At 72.1% G+C, this 13,500-nt stretch carries 17 protein-coding genes and 3 pseudogenes; 17 read left to right on the forward strand and 3 right to left on the reverse strand.

The genetic code is table 11. The features are described from left to right. Positions 1 to 6 precede the first annotated feature (6 nt). From G7085_RS18050 to G7085_RS18065, 4 genes and pseudogenes are all read left to right on the forward strand, one after another. Positions 7 to 972, forward strand: a pseudogene (locus G7085_RS18050) (glycosyltransferase family 2 protein); the annotation flags it as partial. A 356-nt stretch (positions 973 to 1,328) separates the two neighbouring features. After that, positions 1,329 to 1,973: a hypothetical protein gene (locus tag G7085_RS18055; protein ID WP_197511975.1), complete on the forward strand. Its 645-nt coding sequence runs from the start codon at positions 1,329 to 1,331 to the stop codon at positions 1,971 to 1,973. Then, positions 1,936 to 2,403, forward strand: coding sequence for a hypothetical protein (locus tag G7085_RS18060; protein ID WP_197511976.1), 468 nt, complete (start codon positions 1,936 to 1,938; stop codon positions 2,401 to 2,403). Before G7085_RS18055 ends, G7085_RS18060 begins: the two co-directional genes overlap by 38 nt. Further along, positions 2,400 to 3,428, forward strand: coding sequence for a coiled-coil domain-containing protein (locus tag G7085_RS18065; RefSeq protein WP_197511977.1), 1,029 nt, complete (start codon positions 2,400 to 2,402; stop codon positions 3,426 to 3,428). The genes G7085_RS18060 and G7085_RS18065 overlap by 4 nt, the downstream gene beginning before the upstream one ends. Positions 3,429 to 3,434: 6 nt before the next feature. Here G7085_RS18065 and G7085_RS18070 read toward each other — a convergent pair. Continuing rightward, a pseudogene (locus G7085_RS18070) lies at positions 3,435 to 4,067 on the reverse strand (TIGR03089 family protein); the annotation flags it as partial. 94 nt (positions 4,068 to 4,161) lie between these two features. Here G7085_RS18070 and G7085_RS18075 point away from each other — a divergent pair. The 9 genes and pseudogenes from G7085_RS18075 (at position 4,162) to G7085_RS18120 (ending at position 10,594) form a co-directional block, all read left to right on the forward strand. Then, positions 4,162 to 5,239 (forward strand): annotated as a pseudogene (locus G7085_RS18075) (mannose-1-phosphate guanylyltransferase). 22 nt (positions 5,240 to 5,261) lie between these two features. Beyond that, complete coding sequence (locus G7085_RS18080) at positions 5,262 to 5,504, forward strand: hypothetical protein (protein WP_197511979.1); 243 nt, start codon at positions 5,262 to 5,264, stop codon at positions 5,502 to 5,504. A 39-nt stretch (positions 5,505 to 5,543) separates the two neighbouring features. After that, the gene (locus tag G7085_RS18085) at positions 5,544 to 5,744 is read left to right on the forward strand and encodes a hypothetical protein (RefSeq protein ID WP_197511980.1); all 201 of its coding nucleotides are present in this window, start codon (positions 5,544 to 5,546) and stop codon (positions 5,742 to 5,744) included. 228 nt (positions 5,745 to 5,972) lie between these two features. Next, positions 5,973 to 6,227 (forward strand): WhiB family transcriptional regulator, encoded by a 255-nt coding sequence (locus G7085_RS18090; protein WP_231979676.1) that lies wholly within the window; start codon positions 5,973 to 5,975, stop codon positions 6,225 to 6,227. A 40-nt stretch (positions 6,228 to 6,267) separates the two neighbouring features. Beyond that, positions 6,268 to 8,001, forward strand: coding sequence for a hypothetical protein (locus G7085_RS18095; RefSeq protein ID WP_197511981.1), 1,734 nt, complete (start codon positions 6,268 to 6,270; stop codon positions 7,999 to 8,001). A gap of 39 nt (positions 8,002 to 8,040) precedes the next feature. Continuing rightward, positions 8,041 to 8,616 carry a hypothetical protein gene (locus tag G7085_RS18100; protein WP_197511982.1) on the forward strand — a complete coding sequence of 192 codons (576 nt, stop codon included), beginning with the start codon at positions 8,041 to 8,043 and terminating at the stop codon, positions 8,614 to 8,616. Positions 8,617 to 9,216: 600 nt separating this feature from the next. After that, entirely contained in the window at positions 9,217 to 9,864 is a 648-nt protein-coding gene (locus G7085_RS31050) for a DUF5719 family protein (RefSeq protein ID WP_197511984.1), read from the forward strand. Beyond that, positions 9,792 to 10,196 carry a DUF5719 family protein gene (locus G7085_RS31055; protein ID WP_197511985.1) on the forward strand — a complete coding sequence of 135 codons (405 nt, stop codon included), beginning with the start codon at positions 9,792 to 9,794 and terminating at the stop codon, positions 10,194 to 10,196. The genes G7085_RS31050 and G7085_RS31055 overlap by 73 nt, the downstream gene beginning before the upstream one ends. Then, positions 10,127 to 10,594, forward strand: coding sequence for a hypothetical protein (locus G7085_RS18120; protein ID WP_197511986.1), 468 nt, complete (start codon positions 10,127 to 10,129; stop codon positions 10,592 to 10,594). The genes G7085_RS31055 and G7085_RS18120 overlap by 70 nt, the downstream gene beginning before the upstream one ends. 267 nt (positions 10,595 to 10,861) lie before the next feature. Here the strand turns inward: G7085_RS18120 and G7085_RS27520 are convergent, their stop codons facing one another. Continuing rightward, the gene (locus G7085_RS27520; protein WP_331715771.1) at positions 10,862 to 11,005 is read right to left on the reverse strand and encodes a metallopeptidase family protein; all 144 of its coding nucleotides are present in this window, start codon (positions 11,003 to 11,005) and stop codon (positions 10,862 to 10,864) included. Then, the gene (locus tag G7085_RS18125) at positions 11,002 to 11,289 is read right to left on the reverse strand and encodes a hypothetical protein (RefSeq protein WP_231980829.1); all 288 of its coding nucleotides are present in this window, start codon (positions 11,287 to 11,289) and stop codon (positions 11,002 to 11,004) included. The genes G7085_RS27520 and G7085_RS18125 overlap by 4 nt, the downstream gene beginning before the upstream one ends. Positions 11,290 to 11,374: 85 nt before the next feature. On the opposite strand from G7085_RS18125, the gene G7085_RS18130 reads away from it, so the two are divergent. From G7085_RS18130 to G7085_RS18140, 4 genes are all read left to right on the forward strand, one after another. Beyond that, the gene (locus G7085_RS18130; RefSeq protein WP_231979678.1) at positions 11,375 to 11,725 is read left to right on the forward strand and encodes a DUF3499 family protein; all 351 of its coding nucleotides are present in this window, start codon (positions 11,375 to 11,377) and stop codon (positions 11,723 to 11,725) included. After that, positions 11,718 to 12,953, forward strand: a complete 1,236-nt coding sequence (gene manB / locus G7085_RS18135; RefSeq protein WP_331715772.1) for a phosphohexomutase domain-containing protein — start codon at positions 11,718 to 11,720, stop codon at positions 12,951 to 12,953. Before G7085_RS18130 ends, manB begins: the two co-directional genes overlap by 8 nt. Continuing rightward, positions 12,899 to 13,063 carry a hypothetical protein gene (locus tag G7085_RS33115; RefSeq protein ID WP_331715773.1) on the forward strand — a complete coding sequence of 55 codons (165 nt, stop codon included), beginning with the start codon at positions 12,899 to 12,901 and terminating at the stop codon, positions 13,061 to 13,063. Before manB ends, G7085_RS33115 begins: the two co-directional genes overlap by 55 nt. Positions 13,064 to 13,125: 62 nt before the next feature. Beyond that, positions 13,126 to 13,317 (forward strand): Trm112 family protein, encoded by a 192-nt coding sequence (locus G7085_RS18140; protein ID WP_197511988.1) that lies wholly within the window; start codon positions 13,126 to 13,128, stop codon positions 13,315 to 13,317. Positions 13,318 to 13,500: the final 183 nt, after the last annotated feature.

Here is a 13,500-nt window from a genome sequence, read left to right on the forward strand (position 1 = left end):
CAACCCTTGCCGTCGAGCGTCAGCGTCGTCATGCCGGTCCGCAACGAGGAGCGTCACCTGCGCACAGCGGTGGAGCGCGTCCTCGGGCAGGGGTACCACGGCCCCCTCGAACTGATCATCGCAGTGGGTCCGAGCGCGGACCGCACACGCGAGATCGCCGACGAACTCGCCGCCGGTGATGACCGGGTCGTCGTGCTGGACAACCCGACCGGGTACACCCCGGCGGCACTCAACATCGCCATCGCCGCCGCGCGTCACCCCATCATCGTGCGCGTCGACGGACACGGGGAACTCAGCGACGGGTACATCGACACCGCGGTGGAGGCGATGGAACGCACCGGCGCCGCCAACGTCGGTGGCCTGATGGACGCGCAGGGCGCGGGCCCGTTCTCCGACGCGGTGGCGGCCGCCTACAACTCCCGTCTCGGCCTCGGCGGTGGTGGCTTCCACCTCGAGGACACGCAGGAGGGCCCGGCGGACACCGTGTTCCTCGGCGTGTTCCGGCGCGAGGCGCTGCTGGAGATCGGGGGCTTCGACGAGACGCTGCACCGCGCCCAGGACTGGGAGCTCAACTACCGGCTCCGCCGGGCAGGCCACACGGTCTGGTTCTCCCCGGACCTGCGGGTCGTCTACCGGCCCCGTGACAGCGTCCCGGCCCTGGCCCGCCAGTTCTACACCACCGGGCAGTGGCGCAGGGAGGTGGGCAGGCGGCACCCGGAGACGCTGTCGCCGCGCTACCTCGCGCCGCCCGTGACCGTCGTCGGCATCGGCGTCGGGATCGTGGGAGGACTGCTGGGGCTGGCGCTGCGGAGCCGCCTCCTCACGGCGATGCTGATCGCGCCCCTGACGTACCTCGCCTTCCTCGCGGCGGCCACCGCGACCATGCCCGGGCTGTCGGCAGCGGCCCGGCTACGACTTCCGCTGGTGCTCGCCGTCATGCACATGGCGTGGGGTGTCGGATTCCTCACGGGGTCCGCCCGGCAACGGCCCAGGGAGGCGGAAACCGGGCGTGAGACGTTTCCTTTTCCGTGCCAAGATGGACGCATGCAACCAGGGTCGGCACGGATGACGAACTCCGCGGCGGCCACCGATGTGCTGCTGCAGGCACAACTCCTGGCCGACCGCATCCGGGAGGAGGCCGACGCCGCGGCCGCGGAGGCGCGCGGCGAAGCGGACGCGGCGGCCCAGGAGCGTGATGACGCGCTCGCCGAGTTGGATTTCGCCAGACACAGACTGGCCGAGGCGCGCGCGGACGTGGCCAGGATGCTGTCCGAGGCCGCCGAGCAGGCGGGACCATCACAGGCAACGCGGAGGCGACGGCCGACGAGATGATGGCCGACGCCCGTGCGGAGGCTGAGCGCACCGTCGAGCAGGCCCGCGCCGAGGCGCAGAAGCTGGCAGCCGACTCCGCTGCCCTCGCCGAGGAGCAGCGGGCCGAACGGGAGGCGCAGGCCGCCGCCCACACCGCCGCGCTCGCCGTCGAGCGGTCCGCCCACGACGGGGAACTTCTGGCCGAGGCGGAAGCGCACCGCCGCAGGATCGAGGACGAGTGGGATGCCGTGCGTTCCCGCGCCGACGACCTGCTCGAGCGGGCCGCCCGTGACGCGGACGCGGCGGCGGCGGCAACGGACGCGGCCCGCGCGCTCGCCGAGGCGGGGACGGCCCGCCTGATCCGTGACGCACAGGTGCGGGCGGCGCGGCTCGCAGAGGAATCGAAGGGTGAGGCCGAGGCCCGCCTCGCCGAGGCCGCCGAGCAGCTCCAATGGGCCCAGGAGACCGTCAGCCGCCTCCTTGAGGGGCGAAGGCGGAATCTGCGCGCTCCACCCGCGCTGCCCACCTGGCCGTGGCGCGTCGCGCCAGCGAGGTCCGCGGCAAGCTCTCGGGGGCGTGGCGCGTTCCGTCGACATCGCCCGGCAGCGGATCCGGGCCGCCGAGGTGGGCGCCGCCGATGTGCGGGCCCGCGCGGACGCTGAGCTCGCCGCCGCCAACGAACATGCCACCCGGACCAGGGAAGCCAGCGACGCGAGGGCTGAGGACACGCTTGCCCGTGCCCGTCGCGAGGCGCAGGCCATCGTCATGCGGGCAGAGGAGCGCATCGCTGACGCCGAGTCGAACGCGACCCTCGTGCGGGAACGGCTGGCAGCCGATCTCGAGGCGTCGCAGCGCGCCTCCTTCGAACGCACCAGGGCGACGCGTGAGGAGGCGGTCGAACTCCTCAGCACCGCACGTGTCGAGGCCGACCTGCTCCGCACCCAGGCCCGGACGGCGCTCGATGAGGCGCGCGCCGAGGTGGCTGCCCTCGCGCAGCGCCGCGACAACATCACAAGTCAACTGAACCACCTCTCGGGCGTGATCGAAGCGCTCGCTGTCCCGGGAACCACCACATCGAACGAGGATGCATGATGACCCCCACCTTCCGCACCGTCCTGCGCGGCTACGAACCCGCCCAGGTCGACGCCGAGCTCTCGACCCTGCAGCAGGCGTTGGACGCCGCGCGCGCAGAGCTCGGTGAACTCACCGTCCAGCTGAAGGAGGCGCGACAGGAACGGATCGAGGTGGAGGCCCGCCTTACCGAGGCCCAGGCGCGCGCCGAGGAGGCCGCCCGCGCCCGGTCCATCGCATCGCGCCCGTCGTTCCAGGAGCTCGGCGAGCGGATCGGTCAGATCCTCAGCCTCGCCGAGGCCGAGGCTGAGGACCTCCGCCGCGCGGCCACCATCGATGCCGAGAAGCTGGTCGCCGAGGCGACCAGGAAGGCCGAGGCACAGACGGTCGAGGCCGACCGCTACGCCGTCGACACCCGCAGCTCAGCGGAAGCGGACGCCGAGGCGCGCCTCGCGGGCGCCCAGCGCCGGTCGGACGAGCTGATCGACCACGCCGACCGTGAGGCAGCGGCGCGTCGTGAGGAGGCGGAGGCGGTCTACGAATCGCAGCAGGCGCGCGCGGCACAGGCCGCGGCCGACTTCGAGCGCACGCTCGCCGAGCGCAGGGACGCTGCCGCCGCCGACTTCGCCGTCGCAATGGCCCAGCGCGAGGACCAGTTGAAGGCGGCGGAGGAGAACCTTCGCGCGGCCGAGACCGAGGCTCAGCGGGTCGTCTCCGACGCGGCCAGCCAGGCCGAGGCGCTCAAGGCCAAGGCGACCCGGGACTCGGATGAGCTGGTCGGCGAGGCACGCACCAAGGCCGACCGGGTGCGCCGCGACTCCGAGCGTGAGCTCGCCGCCGTGTCGCAGCGCAGGGACTCGATCACCGCGCAGCTGTCGAACGTGCGTCAGATGCTCGCCACGCTCGGCGGGGGAGCTGCACTGGTTGAGGCCGATCTCGCCGTGGAGCCCGAGCCGGACGTGGCAGTCGGGGAGCCCCTGCCGGCGGAGCCCGAGGTCGGGGACGCCGACGGGGACGCGACCGCCGAGGATGGCCACAAGGCCTGAGCGGGCTCAGCGCAGGAGCGCATGCTCCGCGGTCGCAACCTGGATCAACAACTCATCCGGGCAGTTGACCGCCACGACTGTCGATCCCTCACCCAGCACGGGGGCGACCAGGGCCTCGAGCACCGTCTCGAGGCCGGGCACGGGGATGGGCAGCAGCAGCCGCGTGTCGCGTGGCGGCACCGAGCCCGGGAGCGCGACACCGTCGAAGATGTCCTGCTGCGCCCAGCCCGCCACGTCGTGCACGTCGGGCTGGCCGAACACCTCCACGTAGTCGATGGCGCCGACCGGCGCAGTCGTGAAGCCCCTGCCGAGCGGGTGCAGGGAACAGGCGACCGTGATGTCGGAGCGGCGCTCATCGTCGGGGCCGACCACGAGGAGTTCGGACCCGGTTGCCGTCGAGTACACCGGGCAGCCGCGCTGCCAGGCCGCCGCGATCCACACCAGCGTGACCCAGTGGCCAGGGTGTGACCCCGCCAAGGTGATGTCGATCGGCTCGCCGTCCCCGTGGCCGAGGTCGGCGATCAGGTTGGCAGTCTTGTCCACCCAGTTCGCGAACGTCCGGGCGCTCAGCTCGGTCCTGGTGTCGGCAGCCCCGTCGTAGTGGGTGAGCAGCGGGCGGGCTCCCGAGGCTGCGACGCGTCGGGTGAGGGCGGGATGAACATGGGACCGATCTTAGGCCGCACGCCGCGGGCGGGCTGTGATCGGATCGGAGACGACAGGTAGCCTCTGCCGCATGCAGTACGTAGTCATCATGGCCGGCGGCTCGGGAACCCGGCTCTGGCCCCTGTCGCGCCAGGGGCGCCCGAAGCAGTTGCTGGCCCTCTTCGAGGGTCGCTCCCTCCTGAGGTTGGCCTACGAGCGGCTCGAGGGGTCGTCCCGGCGGAGAACATCCTGGTGTGCACCGGGCGCGCCTACGCCGACGACGTCGCCGAACAGATCCCGAGCTGGCGCCCGGCAACATCCTCGGCGAACCCGAGGGGCGCGACTCCCTCAACGCGGTCGCCTGGTCAGCCGCCGAGGTGACGCGCCGCGATCCCGAGGGCGTCGTGGCGATGGTCACGGCGGACCAGGTCATCGAGCCCGTGGCTGAGTTCCGGGATGCCCTCCGACGCGCCTTCGACGTCGCGACCCGGGTACCGAATGCGCTCGTCACCCTCGGAGTCGTGCCCACCACGCCGCATGTCGGATATGGGTACCTGCACCGCGCCGAGGAGCTCGACGGGTTCCCGGGCGTGCACCGGATCGCCGAGTTCAAGGAGAAGCCCTCGCTCGAGGTGGCCCGGGACTACCTGGCCGGCGGCGAGTACTGGTGGAACGCGGGCATGTTCGTGTGGCGGGCAGCGACCCTTCTGGGGCAGCTCGACCAACTGCTGCCCCACACCTCCGCAACGGTCCGCGAGATCGCGGCCCACCCGGAGCGGATCGACGCCCTGTTCCCGACCCTGCAGAAGATCTCCGTCGACTACGCGGTGATGGAGCCCGCGTCCATCGGCCGCACCGACGCCGTCGTCGTGAGCGTCCCGCTGCAGGTCGAGTGGCGCGACGTGGGCGGCTACGTCTCGCTCGCCGAGCTGCTGGGCACCGACGGGCACGGCAACGTCGTGGACGGCCGCACGGTGTCGCTCGATTCGCGCGGATGCATCGTCATCAACCATCGCGGACCCGGACATCTGGTCGCGACGCTGGGCCTGAGCGACTGCCTGGTGGTCGCCACCCCGACGGCGACACTCGTGGCGCCCCTGTCCGACGCCGAGAGGATCAAGGAACTGGTGGGGCTGGTGCGAACCGGTGTTGGGGCAGAATTCGCCTGACACCATCCGGGAGGAACCTCACATGGGCAAGCTGTCCGATCAGCCGAGGGCGGCGGCCATCGCCGCCGTGGTCGGCGTGCTGTTGGTCGCAGGGGCCGTCGAGACGGTGGGGCGGGACTCCTGCTGGCCTCCGACGGCGCGCGCGCCGTCACCGCGCTCGGCGCCCCGCAGGCGCTGCTGCCGCTCACCGGCGCCGCCATCGCTGCCGGCCACGGCGGCCGCAGGTCGCGGATCGCCGCCTTCCTCGGGGCGACCGGTGGCCTGATCGCGCGCGTGGTGTTCGCGTCTCTCCTCGTGGTTCCGGGTGGGGGTCGGCACCGGCGAACTGCTCGGGGTCGTTGCGGGCCTGCTCACCGGCGTCGCGCTCGTCGGCTGGACCCTGTACCTGGTGCTGCACCACCGCGACCTCTCCGACCCGGAGGAGGCCGATCCTCGCAGGGACACCCGCCCCCGGGCGGGGAGGCGACTGCGACGGGGCAACGCCCCAGCCATGCGGCGCCGGTGACCGGTCATCCCGGCTCACCTTCGGCCCGATACCGGGCGACCAGGTGGGGAGAGGGCGGCCCAGTGGGCCACCGCCTCGACGCCGTGGCCGCGTGCAGATGAGAACGATCCCGATGGAACTTTGATCAGGCCCCCGCGTAGATAGGCCTGGCAACGTCGTTGATTTACCGTTTCCACTTGACCGATCAAAACCACTCGTGTGTAATTCTGGCCAGGGAAGGAGGGTTTCATGGACGACGAGCTGTTCGCAATGCTTGACGACGCGCAGTATGCATGGCAGGCGGAGGCCCTCTGCGCCCAGACCGACCCCGAGGCGTTCTTCCCCGAGAAGGGCGGATCGACCCGTGAGGCGAAGCGCGTGTGCCTGAGCTGCACCGTCCGCACCGAATGCCTCGAGTACGCCCTGTCCCATGATGAGCGGTTCGGCATCTGGGGCGGCCTGTCCGAGCGTGAACGCCGCAAGTTGAAGCGGGCCGCCAGCTGAGCCTCGCTGGTACTGTCGAGGCTCACCAATCGGAGGATCCGTGACAGACGAAGCGCAGCACGGGCACGAGGGCGACGACCTCTGGGCCTGGATCGATCAGGTCGATCCCGCCCCCGATGTTCCCGAGATCGACCCCGACGCGGTCGTGGCCGTGATGGTCGTCCACGATGCCGCCGAGTGGCTGCCCAGACAACTGTTGTCGCTGGCGAGGCTGCATCCGCGCCCCGGCCGCCTGATCGCCGTCGACACCGGGTCAACCGACGACTCCCCACAACTGCTGGCCCGGGCCCGCGACGAGGGGGTCATCCACGAACTGCTGGAACTCGGCCCCGAGGTCGCCTTCGGGCAGGCCGTCGGCGCCGCGCTCGAGGGCCGCGAGGCCGAGTGGGTCTGGCTGCTGCACGATGATTCCTCCCGCACCGTGACGCGCTCGCCCGCCTGCTCGAGGGCGCCCGCCACAGCGACATGGTGGTGCCGAAGCTGCTCGAGCCGAAGCGCCGCAACTATCCCGAGACCCTCTCCGAGGTCGGCCAGGCGATCACGGCGGGTGGGCTGCGGGTGCCGCTGGTCGAGGCCGGCGACATCGACCAGCACCAGAGCGAGTCGCGCGACGTCCTCGGTGCCTCCACGGCCGGCGTCCTCGTGCGCGGCGACGTCTGGCGTGAGGTGGGAGGCATCGCCCCCGAGATCGCCCGGCACCGTGACGGCGTCGACCTGGGGTGGCGCATCAACGCACACGGATACCGCGTGCTCACCTGGCCCGACGCCGCGCTCAACCACCTCGCGGCGGGTCGCGTGGGGCGTCGCCCCGGGCAGGGGCATCCGCACGTGGCCGACCGGCTCGCGGCGCTGCGCATCGCCGGCTCGCGGGGCGCGAGCGGCCCGGGCCTCACAGCCGCCTCCCTCATCCGGTCGCTCGGGTTCCTGCTCGCCAAGTCGCCCTCACATGCCGCGGCAGAGCTGCGGGCCCTGCGGCAGTTCCGGGCCACGCCCGGGAGACGGCCTCGCTCGCAGGGCGGGTTCCGGAGGAGGACCACACCCCGAAGACCTGCTCCCGAACCGCTACTGGCCGCTGCGTCACGCCGTCGACCGGATCGGGGCCGGGCTGTCCGAGCGGTACCGCACCCTCACCGAGGCCCCGGCCGGGGCGTCCATCGACGAACTGACCAGCGACGACTATGCGGCTCCGACGCTCCGCAGCCGCGTGCTGGCGCCGTCGACGCTGCTGGTGCTGGTGCTTCTGGTCACGGCCGCTGCCGCCGCCCGCACCCTGCTCGGCGGGGGCCGGTCTCCGGCGGCGGGTTGCTGCCCGCGCCCGCGTCGCTGGCGCGCGCCTGGGAGACCTACCTGCACGGCGACGCCCCGTGGCTGGGCCTCGCGGCCGTCTCCTCGCTCGCGGGCTTCGGCAGCCCCGGCTGGTTCTCATTCCTCGCGCTGGTGCTCACGCCCCTGCTCGCCGCGCTCTCCTGGCTCGCCCTGTTGCGTCGCCTCGGGTGGGGCGGCGCCCGCATGTGCCTCGGCCGCAGCCTGGGCGGGCGGCACGGTTCTGCTGGGGCTCGTCACCGCCGGCGACGTCACCGGCATGGTGCTGTCGGTCGCCGGGCCACTGCTGATGCGTGCCATCCACGCCATGGCCGCCAACCAGGCCACCGGCGCGGAGCGGCTCCGGGCCCCGCAGGGTGGCCTTCTGGGTGGTCGTGGTCGCGGCGGTGTGGCCCGTCGCGCTCCCACTGCTGAGCATCTGGGGCATCGTGTGGGCCGGCCGGAACCGTGAGCGGACGACCGAGGCGGCCGTCGCGCTGGCCCCGCCTGGGTGTTCCTCATCCCATGGCTTCCCGGGCTCGCGGCACATCCGGGGCGGCTGCTGACGGGCGTCGACCCCCTCGCCTGGCCCGACTACCCACCAGCCTCCTACGCGCTCGTCGTCGGCCGCATCCTGCCGTCCGGCCTGCCGCTGTGGGCCAATGTCGCCTTCTTCGCTGTCCTCGGGCTCGCGGCCGTCGTGGCCATGGCGCGCCTCAGTCGACCGGCCTGGATCTGGTCGGTCGTCGCGCTCGCCACGCCGCTGATCGTGGGAACGCTGCTGTCGCGACTCACGGTCGCGGTCGACGGCGGTGTCGTGCGACCGCTGCTGTCCCCGTGGGCGCTGCTGGTGCTGGCCGCCCTCCTGGTGCCGGTCGCGCTCCCCGCACCGACCAGGTGGCTGCCGATCGTGCCCGTCGCACTCGCAGGTGCGGTGGCGGTCGGTGTGTGGGCGGTGGTCGGTTTCAACGGCCCCGTCGGGTCGGTCACAACCGTGCTGCCCGGCTACGTCCGCGACGTGCTCGCCTCCCAGCGTGACCCGCGTGCCCTCGCCATCCGGATGGGGATCAGATCTCCTGGAACGTGATCGACGCGCGACAGCCGCAGTGGGGCACCGGAGAGCGCAACCCGCTCGGATCCTTCGACCGGCAACTCACCGCAGTCGCCCACTCGATCGCCGCTGGCGACCCGCCCGCGGACCTGGCTGAGCGGCTGCGGATCATGGGTGTGTCGCACGTCTTTGTGGGTGGCGTCGAGGTCGACCAGCGCGCGGCGCTCGACAACCTGGACGGCATGGTCAGCAACCCGGCCGACGACGCCTCCGTCGTGTGGACCGTCAGCGGGCTGGTCTCCCGGGCCTCCGTGGACGGCGACGACCCGTTCATCGTCGACGGCGAACTGCCGGCGGGCAATGGCGAACGGATGCTCTACCTCGCCGAGTCGCCCGCCGCAGACTGGACTGCCAGCGTCGACGGTGTGCGGATCCCGCGGGTGGCTGATACCCCCAGGCCGCTCATCGACGACTCCGTCGTCACGTTCGGGCCCCTGCCCGCCGAGGGAGGCGCCCTGGAGTTGAAGCCGACCGGGCATCCCTGGCACGCATGGCTGCAGGCCCTGGTGCTGCTGGCGCTCGCGGTGCTCGCCGCGCCGACTCTCGGTGGCGCCGCCGTCGCGAGGAGGGGCGCTGATGGGCCGCCGACTGCTGTACTCGTTCCTGGCCGTGGCGCTTGCTGTCGGCATCGCCGTCGGGCTGTCGCTGCTCAGCCCGCTGCGGCGGCCCCCGGCCCAGACGGTGGACCTGGTGCGTTCGACGCGCCTTACCTGCCTGCCCGCAGGGCGGGCCCTCGTGCTCGGCGACTCGACGATCTCGCTCACCCCGCTGGGCGGCGAGGTCGGTCCCGGGGCGTCCGGCCCGATCGACACCGTGATCGCCGGGCCAACCGTGCTGACCTCCAACTCGCTCATCGTCGGTGGCGTGCTCACCGGGTCGACGCCGCCCGGATATGTGCCGTGCACCGCCCCTATGCCGACGGGTATCCTCACGGTCACCGACCCGGCCAGCAGCGAACTGCTGCTCGTCAACACCGACGCCAACGAGGCGGTCGTCGATCTCACTCTGCTGGGGTCCGACGGCGAGATCGACGCGGTGGGGGCGCGAGGCATCGCGATCGCGCCGGGTGCGAGCCGCACCATCGCCTTGTCGGTACTGGTCCCCGACGCCCCGGTGGGGTCGAGTACGCCACCAGCCAGGGGCGGGTCGTCGTGCTCGCGCAGCCGCTCCCGGGGCGCGCCGTCGCGAACATCGGCGCGGCGGCACCGGCCAGCGAGCACCTGATCGCGGGCATCCCGGCGGGGGCGGAGTCGGCGCGCATCGTCCTGACGAATCCCGGCACCGAGCGACTCGACGTCGCCGTCAGCGCGCTGGGCGCCACGTCGAGCTACGAACCGGCGCCGGCCGCCGGGTTGTCGCTGGAGCCGCGCTCGTCGGTGGTGGTCGACCTCGGTTCGTCGCTCGGGGAGAGGCGAGCGCCCTGCGGCTCACCGCGGCCGAACCGTTCGGGGTCGGCGTGGAGACGTCCGCCGCAGGCGTCCGCCGGATGCTGCTGCCCGCCGCCGCGGGCCGGAGCCTCGGGGTGTCGGCCGACGAGGTGGGCTCGGTGCTGGTGAGCAATCCGGGCATCGCGTCGGTGTCGGCGACGGTCACCGTCGCCGGCACGTCGCAGCAGGTGCAGATCCCCGTCGGAACGACCCTCTCCGTCGCGGCTGCCGGCACCGGGCCGGTGCTGGTCGAGGCGGATGCGCCCGTCGTGGCCGCGGCACTGTCGAGCACCGGGTCGGTCGGTTACCCGCTGTCGCCCACCAGGGCCGAGGAGTCGGAGGACAGACTATCGTCGCCGACCCGACCCTGCGGTAGGGGACGCGGGAAAAATCGGCCAGTAGCCGATTCTGATCGGTCTGCCTGGAAAAGGCGCCCACTGATCCGATGCGCTGCGGTCGGGGTTCTTGGCAGCAACGGGAACGGTGGGGTGCTCGCCGGCTTCCGTTGGCGGCCCTCAAGGCTGTGACGGGGCCTGAACGGTTGTTGAGGCTGGGTCTGTGGTCACTATTTCCAGCGGGACCGACCAGAATCGGCTACTGGCCGATTTTTCCGGACGGGCCCGGGGTGGGGTGTGCGTCGAGGGGAGGGCGTGAGCGGTTGTTGGGGCTGGGTCTGTGGTCACTATTTCCAGCGGGACCGACCAGAATCGGCTATTGGCCGATTTTTCCGGACGGGCCCGGGGAGCGACCGAGGGACCGAGGGACCGAGGGACCGAGCGACCGAGCGACCGCCCCTAATCCCAGCCGGGGTCGCCGCCGAGTTCCTCGATGCTGCGGCCGGTGAGCGCGCTCAACTGCTCGACGATGGTCTGGTGCACGAGGTCGCGTAACTGCGAGCGCGAACCCGCCCGGTGCTCCAACGGCCTCTCGAAGATCACGATCTGCGCCTTCCTACCCGCCCCGCCTCGAGCGCGGCCGACAGCGGCACCCGGTCGCCCGACCATGCGACGTTCAGGTGCGGCACCTCCTCCACGCCGACGATGATGTCGCGCAGCGCATCGGGAGCGACCTCGGCGATGTCGGCCATCGCGGTCGTGACGCAGTCGTTGAAGAACGCGATCCGCGACGGCCGTGCCAACGGCACCGGATGCTTGGTGAACGGGTTCGGCGAGGCGAGCGGGCCGCGGATTCCGCGTCCATGACGGTCTCGTCTGCGTGGCATGCGGCCACTCTAGTCTCCGGTGAGCTAGGTTGGCGCGGTGCGTACCTGTTCCCGTACCGCCTGCTCGTCCACGGCGGTTGCGACCATGACCTACGTGTACGCCGACTCCACCGCCGTGCTCGGCCCGCTCTCGCTCGACGTGGAACCCGGCGCCTACGACCTCTGCTCCCGCCACGCGGAGCGCACCAGCACACCCAAAGGCTGGGACATCATCCGGCTGCCCCTTGACGGTGCCGCCCCACCACCGCCCGCGCCATCGGACGACCTGATGGCCCTTGCGGACGCCGTGCGCGCCATCGGCCTGCGCGAGGACGACCCCGCTCTGCGCCCCCGGGGCCACACCCGGTCGATGCGGAGCCGCCCACCGCGCGCGGCGGCCACCTGCGGCTGGTGCCGGTCGCCGACTGACCAGCCGGTAGGGTTGGCCTGTGCTTGACCCCGTGATCTTCAAGGCCAACGACATCCGAGGCGTCATCTCCGGCGACCTCCCCGAGTGGGATCTGGACGGGGCGAGGGCCCTCGGCGCGGCCTACATCGACCTGGTGGGCGCGGACGAGTTCGTCGTCGCCCGCGACATGCGCGGCCAGGGCCGCGAGTTGCTGCTCGCCTTCGTCGACGGCGCCCGTCGCGCCGGCGCATCCGTGGTCGACATCGATCTCGCCTCCACAGACGAGCTGTGGTTCGCCTCCGGGTGGCTCGGCCTCCCCGGCGTGCAGTTCACCGCAAGCCACAACCCTGCCCAGTACAACGGCATCAAGTTCTGCCTCGCCGACGCAAGGCCCGTGCCCGCCGACTTCATGACCCGCCTGCGCGACCGTGCCGCGGACATCACCATCGGGGCCGAGGTGACGGGTGGGCACCGCACCCTCGATGCGCTCCCCGCCTACGCCGCCAAACTGGGCGACCTCGTGCCGCAGCGCGGCGACCGCACCCTCAAGGTCGTCGTCGACGCGGGCAACGGCATGGCCGGCCACACCGCGGAGGCGGTGCTCGGCGGCCGCTGCCTCGACCTGGTCGGCCTGTTCCTCGACCTCGACGGGTCGTTCCCGAACCACCCCGCCAATCCGTTGGAGCCGGAGAACCTGCGCGACGCGCAGGCCGCTGTCGTGGCGCACCGGGCCGACCTCGCCCTGGTGTTCGACGGCGACGCCGACCGCTGCTTCATCATCGACGAGCGCGGCGAGGTGGTCGACCCGTCGGTGGTGACCGCCATGATTGCCGTCGCAGAGCTCGCGAAGGATCCGGGCTCGACCATCATCACCAACACCATCACCTCCTGGTGCGTGCCGAAGGCCGTCGAGGCGGCCGGCGGCACGGTCGCGGTGTCGCGGGTGGGTCACACCTACGTCAAGGCGATGATGGCAGAGACGGGCGCCGTGTTCGGTGGCGAGCACTCCGCGCACTACTATTTCCGCGACTTCTGGTCGGCCGACACCGGCATGCTCGCCGCCCTCCACGTGCTCGAGCTGCTGCGTTCCTCCGCGGCCCCGCTGTCGGAGCTGGCGGGCGTCTACGACGGGTACAGCCGCTCCGGCGAGATCAACTCGACGGTGGCAGACTCGGGCGAGTGCATCGACCGCGTCACCGACGCCCTCGGGGCCTCGGCGAGGTGGAGCTCGACGACGGGCTCACCATCCGCAACCGGGGCGAGGGTTGGTGGCTGAACCTGCGCCCCAGCAACACCGAGCCGCTGCTCCGGCTCAACGTCGAGGCGGCCGATCCGGCCACGATGACCGCCCTGCGCGACGAGGTGCTCGCCCTCGTGCGTCGGTGACCCGAGGGTTGCGGCAGGCGATAGGCTCGGAACAAGTCGGCCCACCCTCGTCAGGAGAAGACATGGCAGAAGATCAGATGACGCTTTCGCCGGAGTTTCTGGCCATCGCCGCGTGTCCCGCGTGCCACGCCAAGTTCGCCGTCGACTACGACGAGCATGAGCTGGTCTGCACGAACCAGGCCTGCGGGCTCGCCTACCCGGTGCGCGACCAGATCCCTGTGCTCCTGATCGACCAGGCCCGCAGCACGTTGTGAACGGCTCCGAGTTCGACGACGCCCGCCTGGAGGAGGCGGGGCTCGAATCGCACGAAGGTCTGCGCTGGCTGGCCCTTGCCGGTGCCCGGATCCGACGCGCCGCCCTCACCCAGCCGACGGGCGCGCTCACGCTGGCCGACCGGCCCCGCGGAATCCTCGTGATGGGTTCCGAGGCCCGGCTCG

This window comes from Tessaracoccus coleopterorum, assembly GCF_011174705.1.
Lineage (GTDB): Bacteria > Actinomycetota > Actinomycetes > Propionibacteriales > Propionibacteriaceae > Arachnia > Arachnia coleopterorum.